Here is a 9,067-nt window from a genome sequence, read left to right as displayed (position 1 = left end):
CACGATCGGCGACGCCGAGATCGAAGAATTCCAGACGCTTTTCACCGCAGCTCTTGCCGACGTGCAGGCAGTGGCGACAGCAACCGACACCGGAAAGGTACCCGCATGACCCGCCACCTGCTGCGCGACGATGATCTGACACCCGCCGAACAGACCGAAATCCTCGATCTGGCGCTCGAGCTCAAGAAAGATCGCTGGGCTGACAAGTCTCTCGCTGGGCCGCAGACCGTCGCGGTGATCTTCGACAAGTCGTCGACACGCACACGTGTCTCGTTTGCGGTGGGCATCGCCGACCTCGGCGGTTCGCCGCTGATCATCTCGACGGCCAACAGCCAGCTCGGCGGCAAGGAGACCCCGTCCGACACCGCCCGCGTGCTCGAGCGTCAGGTGGCGGCGATCGTCTGGCGCACCTACGCGCAGTCGGGCCTGGAGGAGATGGCGCAGGGCACACGGGTTCCGGTCATCAACGCGCTCTCGGATGACTTCCACCCCTGCCAGCTCCTGGCCGACCTGCTCACGATCCGCGAGCACAAGGGCGAGCTGAAGGGGCTGACGCTGACGTTCTTCGGTGATGCCCAGAGCAACATGGCGCACTCCTATGCGCTCGCGGGAGTCACCGCCGGTATGCACGTGCGCATGGCCTCGCCCGAGGCTTACGCGCCACGCGCCGACGTGATCGAGGCAGCCGACCGGCGCGCGGCGGAGACGGGCGGGTCGATCACCCTCCTCACCGATCCGATCGAGGCCGCAGCCGGCGCCGACGTCGTCGTCACCGACACGTGGGTGTCGATGGGCAAGGAGGAAGAAAAGCTCGCCCGCATCCGCGATCTCGGCGGCTACAAGGTGACGCCCGAGACGATGAGCCTGGCAGACCCCGAGGCGATCTTCATCCACTGCCTCCCAGCCGACCGCGGCTACGAGGTCGATTCCGAAGTGATCGACGGCGACCAGAGCGTCGTATGGGACGAAGCCGAGAACCGACTGCACGCGCAGAAGGCCCTGCTGGTCTGGCTGCTCCGCCAGAGCTGACGCCATCCGATCGCTGAGCCTGCCGAAGTGTCGGAGCAACGCCTGCGCGCGAACGGGGATCGCCTCAACGGCCCCGCACGCATCGCCGGGGTCGACCTCGCTCGCGGACTCGCGATCGTCGGGATGTTCGCCGCGCACCTACTGGCGACCGCCGACGCGTGGAGGTGGGCAGACCCCGGCACGTGGCTCTCGATCGTCGACGGACGCTCGTCGATTCTGTTCGCCTCGCTCGCCGGGGTCTCGATCGGACTCGTCACGGGCGGGCGCACACCGCTCCCACCGCAGCAGTTGGGCGTCGCACGCGGCCGGCTGGCGGTGCGTGCGGGGGCGCTGTTTCTGCTCGGCATCCTGCTCATCCTCACCGGGGTGCCGGTGTACGTCATCCTGCCCGCCTACGCGATCCTGTTCCTGCTCGCCCTGCCGTTCACCGCGTTGAGGGCACGAACGCTGCTGTCGGCAGCCGGCGCGATCGCGGTCATCATGCCCTTCGTGCAGCCGCGGCTGAATGAGCTCGACCTCTGGAGCGGCCCGCTGGGCGACGAGATCTCGGCGCTCGTCGGATGGAATTACCCGTTCACCCTCTGGATTGCGTTCGTCTTGGCCGGCCTCGGCATCGCTCGCGCCGGAATCACACGGCTGACGGTGCAGGCGCGGATGCTGGTGCTCGGCGCCGCGCTCGCCGCCATCGGCTATGGGCTGGCTGCCGTTCCACCGCCCGAGCCGGGAGCGTACTGGTATCTGGTCTGGAACGCGGAGCCGCACTCGTCTGGCCTCCTGGAGGCCATCGGAACCGGCGGGTTCGTCATCGCTGTGCTGGCGGTGTGCCTGCTGCTGTGCCGACTCCCGGCGGTGAAGGCGATCATGTTTCCGTTGCGCGCCACCGGGGCCATGCCGCTGACCGCTTACACAGTGCAGCTTCTCGTCTGGGCCGGCGTCGCGCTGGTCACCATCGGCGACACCGGCGACCTGTACGGATTCCGAATGCTGGAGCCCTTCTGGCCGCTCACGATCGGCACCATCGTCGGCTGCACGCTCTGGGCGCTGCTGGTCGGGCGCGGGCCGCTGGAGTGGGCCCTCGACCGGGCCGCACGGATTGTTCCGAGTGCCCGCGGCTGATCGGTAGGCTGGACGGATGAGCGAGGCGAAGAACGACGGCACCAACGAGGGCGCGCTGTGGGGCGCGCGATTCGCAGACGGTCCGTCACCCGAACTGGTAGAGCTGAGCCGTTCGACGCAGTTCGACTGGATCCTCGCTCCCTATGACATCGCCGGCTCACACGCCCATGCGAAGGCGCTCGCCGCCGCCGGGTATCTCGACGCTGAAGAAGAGCGGCAGATGCACGAGGGGTTGGATGCCCTGGCGAAAAAGGTCGCCGACGGCACCCTGCGCCCCGCCCCGACCGACGAAGACGTGCACGGCGCGCTCGAGCAGGCGCTGATCGTCGAACTCGGGCCGGAGCTCGGTGGACGTCTGCGTGCTGGCCGAAGCCGCAACGACCAGATCGCCACGCTCGTGCGCATGTACCTGATCGATCACGCGAAGGTCATCGCGCGTGACATCCTCCGTGTGATCGATGCGCTGGTGGCACAGGCTGAATCCCACTCCGATGCCATCCTGCCCGGTCGCACGCACCTGCAGCACGCGCAGCCCGTGCTGCTGGCCCATCACCTGCAGGCACACGCGTGGCCGCTTGTACGTGAGCTCGAGCGCCTCGTCGACTGGCGCGGGCGCGCCGGCGTCTCCCCCTACGGCGGGGGAGCGCTCGCCGGGTCCACGCTGGGCCTCGACCCCGATCTCGTCGCACACGAGCTGGGACTGGATCGCCCCGCCGAGAACTCGCTCGACGGCACGGCCGCACGTGACGTCGTGGCCGAGTTCGCGTTCATCACCGCGATGATCGGTGTCGACCTGTCGCGTCTGAGCGAAGAGATCATTCTCTGGAACACCCGGGAGTTCGGTTTCGTCACGCTGCATGACGGGTACTCGACCGGATCGAGCATCATGCCGCAGAAGAAGAACCCCGACATCGCCGAGCTCGCGCGTGGCAAGTCCGGTCGGCTGATCGGCAACCTGACCGGGCTCATGGCGACGCTCAAGGGCCTGCCGATCGCCTACAACCGCGATCTGCAAGAAGACAAAGAACCGGTCTTCGACTCGGTCACCACACTCGAGGTCGTGCTTCCGGCGTTCGCGGGCATGGTCGCCACGCTCACGTTCGATACGGCACGCATGGCTGAGCTCGCCCCGCAGGGCTTCTCGCTGGCTACCGACGTCGCCGAATGGCTGGTCAAGCAGCGTGTGCCGTTCCGCGACGCGCACGAGATCTCTGGCGCCTTGGTCAAGGCCTGCGAGATGGAGGGGATCGGGTTGGAGGATGCCTCGGACCAGCTGCTCGCGCAGGTCTCACCGCACCTCACCCCGGCGGTGCGCGAGGTGCTCAGCATCGAAGGATCGGTGGCATCGCGCACCGGAACCGGCGGCACGGCGCCGGTGCGCGTGGCTGAACAGCGTGCGGAACTCATCGCACGCACGCAGTCGGCGGCGCATGCCCTCGGGCTGTAGGACTGATATTTCCGGGAGATCAGTAATCTCCTTATTTTTGAGAAATATCAGTGATATCCTGATCGCATGACCATCGCGGTGACAGCGGATATCATCGGATCTCGACAACTCGCCGACCGGAATGCGGCTCAGCGAGCGTTCGACGAGACGATCGCCGCGGTCGAGCGCGACTTCCCGGTCGCGACGCACGGGCTCCGGCCCACGGTCGGCGACGAGCAGCAGGCGGTCTACCCGACGCTCGAGGCCGCGCTGAGCGCGATCCTGCTGTTGCGGCTCGCGCTGCCCGACGGCGTCGAGTTTCGCTATGGTGTCGGCATCGGCGATATCGGGCGGGTCCGCTCGACGACATCGACCCAGGGCATCTCTGACGGTCCGGGGTGGTGGGCGGCGCGCAGCGCCGTCGAGCACGTCGAGACGCTCCAGAGGCGAGCGGCACCGCAGGCGCGCAGCTGGATCATCGCGCACGAGAGCGTCGCCGCCGAGCATGCGCAGACCGTGAACTGGGCGAATGCGCACCTGCTCACCCGCGACGAGATCGTCGGGGCGATGTCAGAGCGCGTCCGGCGGTTGACCTACGGTCGCTGTCTGTCGCGCACGCAGCGCGAGCTGGCTGCGACTGAGGGCATCACCCAGTCCGCCGTATCGCAGAGCCTGTCGACCTCTGGCGCAGCCGCCATCGTCGAAGGGTTCCGGCTGCTCGACCCGTCCTGACGCCGCTAACCGAGTTCAGCCGAGGTTCAATCGCACGATGGCGCCGATGACCCCGGCCCAGAGCAGGCTCGCCACCGTGCCGACGATGAACCGCTCTCGCGCCTCCGACTCAGCGAGCTCGGGAAACCGGCCGACGCCCTTGACTGCGATCACCGCCGCGACCGCTTCCGGAAAGCCGACGGTGATCGCGATCACGGCGGCGACCCGCTCGAGATAACCGATCACTGTGCCGCCTCGCATCAGCGTCCGCGTGTTCTCCGGGTCGGACTCCTGGGCTGCGATGATCAGAATGCCGCCGTCAGGGGTCTCGCGCACCCGGTTTCCCGTCGCGATGTCGAGCGCGCGGCGGGTGAACGGGTTGCCGCCGATCGTGGCGGCGGCGATCCCGACCGCGGTGAGTGGAACGCCGATGGCAGGACTCAGCGCGACGGGCGGCGCGGCGATGACGACGACCAGCGCCGCGGCGACGATGACGGTGCTGACCACCATGGGGGCCGTCGCCGGTCGGCGCACGGTGAACAGCGAGATGACCAGGACCGCACACAGCGCGGCGGTCACGCTGATTCCCAGAACCATGGACAGGAGTGGGTCTGCCGATGACATGTCGTCAGCCTTGCACGATCATCCGACATCGCCCGGTCACCGCGCTGATAACCTGGAGCGCGTGTCGAATACCGCTCTGACGACTGCCCCGCAGGCGATCGATCCCTCGTTCGAGAACGTATGGGATGAGATCGTCTGGCGCGGCCTCGTCCACGTGTCCACCGATCAGGAGGCGCTGCGCGCCCTTCTCGCGGGAGACCCGATCACGTATTACTGCGGCTTCGACCCGACCGCACCCAGCTTGCATCTCGGGCACCTCGTGCAGCTGCTGCTGTTGCGTCGCCTGCAGCTCGCCGGTCACAAGCCGCTCGGTCTCGTCGGCGGATCGACCGGCCTCATCGGCGACCCCCGTCCCACGGCAGAGCGCACGCTCAACACCCGTGAGACCGTCGCCGAGTGGGTCGACCGGCTGCGCGCGCAGGTCGAGCGCTACTTGAGCTTCGAAGGCGACAACGCCGCTCGCATGGTGAACAACCTCGACTGGACAGCGCCGCTGAGCGCGATCGACTTCCTGCGTGAGATCGGCAAGCACTACCGCGTCGGCACGATGCTGAAGAAGGATGCCGTCAGCGCGCGGCTGAACTCAGAAGCCGGCATCAGCTACACCGAGTTCAGCTACCAGATCCTGCAGGGGCTCGATTTCCTCGAGCTGCACCGCCAGTACGACTGCGTGCTGCAGACCGGCGGAAGCGACCAGTGGGGCAACCTCACCAGCGGCACCGACCTCATCCACCGGGTCGAGGGCACCTCGGCGCACGCGATCGGCACACCGCTGATCACCAACAGCGACGGCACGAAGTTCGGCAAGAGCGAGGGAAACGCGATCTGGATCGATGCGGAGCTGACCAGCCCGTACGCGTTCTACCAGTTCTGGTTGAGCACCGCCGATGCCGACGTCATCGAGCGCCTCAAGGTCTTCACGTTCCTCACCCGTGCCGAGATCGAAGAATATGCTGCGCTCGTCGAGAACGAGCCCTTCCGCCGCGCAGCCCAGAAGCGTCTTGCCCTCGAGGTGGTCGCGACGGTGCACGGAGCGGATGCCACGGCTGCCGTCATCGCGGCATCCGATGCGCTGTTCGGCCAGGGCGACCTGCACGCGCTCGACGCAGCCACGCTGCGTTCGGCACTCGATGAGCTGCCCAACGCGACCGTTCCGGCGGGTACGTCGGTGGTCGACGCTCTTGTCGCCACGGGGCTCGTGTCGAGCCTGTCGGAGGCACGGCGCGCCATCAAGCAGGGCGGTGTGAGCATCGACGGCGAGCGTGTGGACGATGACGCGGCCGTCGTGGCGGGGAGCCTGCCCGGAGGTGTGTCTGTGCTGCGTCGCGGCAAGAAGACTCTTTCCGGTGTGTTCCTGGGGTGACGTCCTGAGAGCGCAGTAACATCAGTCAGCATCCAGCGCCGACTGAAGGAGTGCCACTCTCATGGCCAAGGAAGCTCGTATTCGCCGCCCACGTCGCCGACGCCTGCAGGTCGATGATGTTCTCGTCGTCAAGAAATCTCGATTGCGCACGGCGATCACCGGCACGGTGGTCGGAAACTTCATGGAGTGGTTCGACTTCGGCGTCTACGGCTACCTGGCAGTGACGCTCACGGCGGTGTTCACGGGAGAACTCGAAGGCGGGCTGGGCCTGCTGCTGACACTGTTCGGGTTCGCGATCTCGTTCCTCGTGCGCCCGCTGGGCGGGTTCGTCCTGGGGCCGCTGGGCGACAAGATCGGCCGCCAGCGCGTGCTGTTCTTCACGATGGCGATGATGGCCGGTGCCACCGCGCTCATCGGTCTGCTGCCGACATCGGCGCAGATCGGGCTGTGGGCGATCATCCCGCTGTACCTGCTGAAGATGGTGCAGGGTTTCTCGACCGGCGGCGAATACGCCGGCGCCACGACCTATGTGTCGGAGTTCTCGCCCGATCGAAGCCGTGGATTCTGGTCATCGTTCCTCGACGTCGGCTCCTACGTCGGCTTCGCCGCCGGTGCATCCGTCGTCGCGCTCACGACCTGGATCGTCGAAGCGAACGCCGGCCCTGACGGGATGACCGAGTTCGGGTGGCGCATCCCGTTTCTCATCGCGATCCCGCTGGGTATCGTCGCGATCTGGTTCCGGTTGAAGATCCCCGAGACCCCGGCGTTCGAGGCGGAGCAAGAGGCCGGGCTCACGGTGGGCGAAGACAACAACAACCCGATGGCGCGGCAGGGCCTGATCGGCATCTTCCGCCATCACTGGCGCGTCGTGCTCATCGGTGTCGCCCTGGTGTCGGCGACCAATACGGCTGGTTATGCGCTGACGAGCTACATGCCCACGTACCTGGAGACCGAGGTCGGTGTCTCGAACCTTGGCGCCGCGCTGGCGACGGTGCCCGTGCTCATCGTTATGAGCGCGTGCCTGCCGCTGATCGGCAAACTCTCCGACAAGATCGGGCGCCGCCCGGTCTACGGCATCGCCGTCGGTTCGACGATCGTGCTCATGGTGCCGGCGTTCACGGTCATGCAGATCGGGGAGGAGTGGGCCGTGCTCATCGCGCTGGCGATGGTGGCCATCCCAGTCGCGTTCTACGTTGCGATCTCGGCATCCGCTCTGCCTGCGCTGTTCCCCACGGCATCGCGTTTCGGCGCCATGGCCGTCGCATACAACATCGCGGTATCGCTGTTCGGCGGTACGACGCCGCTGTTCAGCCAGGCACTGATCGAGCTCACCGGCAACACATACATGCCCGCGTTCTACATCATGTTCTTCGCAGCCATGGGCGGGGTCGCTCTGCTGAGCATGAAAGAGACAGCCAAGCGGCCCCTGCTCGGGTCGTTCCCGACGGTCGAGACCACCGCAGAGGCTGAAGAGATCGTCGAGCACCAGGACGACAACCCGTACATCGACACGAGCACGATGCCGCTCGACATCATCACGCCAACCGGACCGGCTGATCCTGAACCGGTGGGAAGCTAGTGCCGTTCACCCCGAGCCACGCGGTCGTCGCGTTGCCGTTCGTGCGCACACCGTTGGTTCCCGCTGCGGTCGCGATCGGTGCGATGACGCCGGATCTGCCGCTCTTCCTGCGCGGATTCGGCATCACCTACTCGTTCACCCACACGTGGGCCAATCTGCTGTGGACCATGGTGCTCGCACTGGGGCTCTTCCTGCTGTGGCGCGTCGTGCTGCGACCGGCGGCATCCGAGTTGTCACCGAGGTGGCTGGCCCAGCGACTTCCTCATGAGTGGGATTCGCCAGCGTCGGATGCCGCGGCCCGCGCCGTCGGCATCGGCCGGCCGCGCGCTTACGGGCCCCTACTGGTGGTCTCGTTGGCGCTCGGTGTCACCTCGCATATCGTGTGGGACTCCTTCACGCACGAAGCGAGAGCGGGGGTCGAGTTGCTGCCCGCACTCGCGGAACAGTGGGGGCCGCTGCTGGGCTACAAATGGTTGCAGTACGGCTCGGGCATCCTCGGCATCGTGATCATCGCGATCTGGGCGCTGTGGAAGGTGAGACGTGCCGAGCCGCGGGCCGCGGCCGATCGGGTCCTGCCCGGTTGGGTGCGGATCGTGTGGTGGCTGTCGCTGCCGGTCATCCTGGTGGCGGCGTGGATCATCGGCTCCGTCGTGTACGGGCCATTCACGGCGGAGTTCACCTACCGTCATCTGGCGTATCGGATGCTGCCGCCGGCATGCGGGATCTGGGCGATGCTCACGCTCGGATTGTGCGTGGTGACTGCCATCGTCGGCGGTCGCCATCCCGTAGGTGCGGCGACACCTCGCTGATGCGGGGATCGCGTACGAGCCGCGACACGCCCGGCGCAGTCTGGATTTGCTCGGATCCACACATGCCACGTAAGTTATTACCTGTTCGCCCCACAGGGTTGAGCAGGGGCCAAGGCCCAGCTCCCCTCAAGCGGTAGAACAACTCCCAACACAGAAGATCACCTCGGTGAGATGCTGTGTCGGGTAGCTCTGTGGCTGCGTAGATTGCGTTCGAGTTCGCTCGGATCACGATTTGACAAGCGCAAGCCACGGGGTAAGATTGAGAAGTTGCCCTTCGGGCCTGACTGTGGTGGTTGGGTCGTGGGAGCGTCCGATCCTTGAGAACTCAACAGCGTGCACTTGTCAAATGCCAAATAACCTCGTCTCTGCTTCGTCAGGGTGAGATTCCTTTGGATCAAAGACCAGCCCTT

Annotated in this window: 8 protein-coding genes; 7 read left to right on the top strand and 1 reads right to left on the bottom strand. The window is 66.5% G+C overall.

The annotated features are described in order from the left end of the window. The first annotated feature begins 105 nt into the window (after positions 1 to 105). The 4 genes from argF to Q1J95_RS11695 all read left to right on the top strand — a co-directional run bounded on the left by argF (position 106) and on the right by Q1J95_RS11695 (position 4,303). Positions 106 to 1,029, top strand: coding sequence for an ornithine carbamoyltransferase (gene argF / locus Q1J95_RS11710; RefSeq protein WP_300267759.1), 924 nt, complete (start codon positions 106 to 108; stop codon positions 1,027 to 1,029). 27 nt (positions 1,030 to 1,056) lie between these two features. Beyond that, a complete protein-coding gene (locus Q1J95_RS11705) occupies positions 1,057 to 2,145 on the top strand; it encodes a heparan-alpha-glucosaminide N-acetyltransferase domain-containing protein (protein WP_300267757.1) in 1,089 nt (362 codons plus the stop codon). Between the two features lie 16 nt (positions 2,146 to 2,161). Beyond that, positions 2,162 to 3,592, top strand: a complete 1,431-nt coding sequence (gene argH / locus Q1J95_RS11700; RefSeq protein ID WP_300267756.1) for an argininosuccinate lyase — start codon at positions 2,162 to 2,164, stop codon at positions 3,590 to 3,592. Between the two features lie 66 nt (positions 3,593 to 3,658). Further along, positions 3,659 to 4,303 carry a SatD family protein gene (locus tag Q1J95_RS11695; protein ID WP_300267754.1) on the top strand — a complete coding sequence of 215 codons (645 nt, stop codon included), beginning with the start codon at positions 3,659 to 3,661 and terminating at the stop codon, positions 4,301 to 4,303. Between the two features lie 15 nt (positions 4,304 to 4,318). Here Q1J95_RS11695 and Q1J95_RS11690 read toward each other — a convergent pair whose 3' ends face one another. After that, complete coding sequence (locus Q1J95_RS11690; protein WP_300267752.1) at positions 4,319 to 4,906, bottom strand: hypothetical protein; 588 nt, start codon at positions 4,904 to 4,906, stop codon at positions 4,319 to 4,321. 61 nt (positions 4,907 to 4,967) lie between these two features. Between Q1J95_RS11690 and tyrS the strand changes: the two genes are divergently transcribed. From tyrS to Q1J95_RS11675, 3 genes are all read left to right on the top strand, one after another. Continuing rightward, entirely contained in the window at positions 4,968 to 6,269 is a 1,302-nt protein-coding gene (tyrS, locus tag Q1J95_RS11685) for a tyrosine--tRNA ligase (RefSeq protein WP_300267750.1), read from the top strand. A gap of 61 nt (positions 6,270 to 6,330) precedes the next feature. Beyond that, positions 6,331 to 7,848 (top strand): MFS transporter, encoded by a 1,518-nt coding sequence (locus tag Q1J95_RS11680; protein ID WP_300267749.1) that lies wholly within the window; start codon positions 6,331 to 6,333, stop codon positions 7,846 to 7,848. Then, the gene (locus Q1J95_RS11675) at positions 7,848 to 8,657 is read left to right on the top strand and encodes a DUF4184 family protein (protein ID WP_300267748.1); all 810 of its coding nucleotides are present in this window, start codon (positions 7,848 to 7,850) and stop codon (positions 8,655 to 8,657) included. Before Q1J95_RS11680 ends, Q1J95_RS11675 begins: the two co-directional genes overlap by 1 nt. Positions 8,658 to 9,067: the final 410 nt, after the last annotated feature.

Source organism: Microbacterium sp. (assembly GCF_029263575.1).
GTDB lineage: Bacteria > Actinomycetota > Actinomycetes > Actinomycetales > Microbacteriaceae > Microbacterium.
The sequence above is the reverse complement of the archived record's forward strand: the minus strand, read 5'-3'. Positions and strand labels throughout refer to the sequence as shown.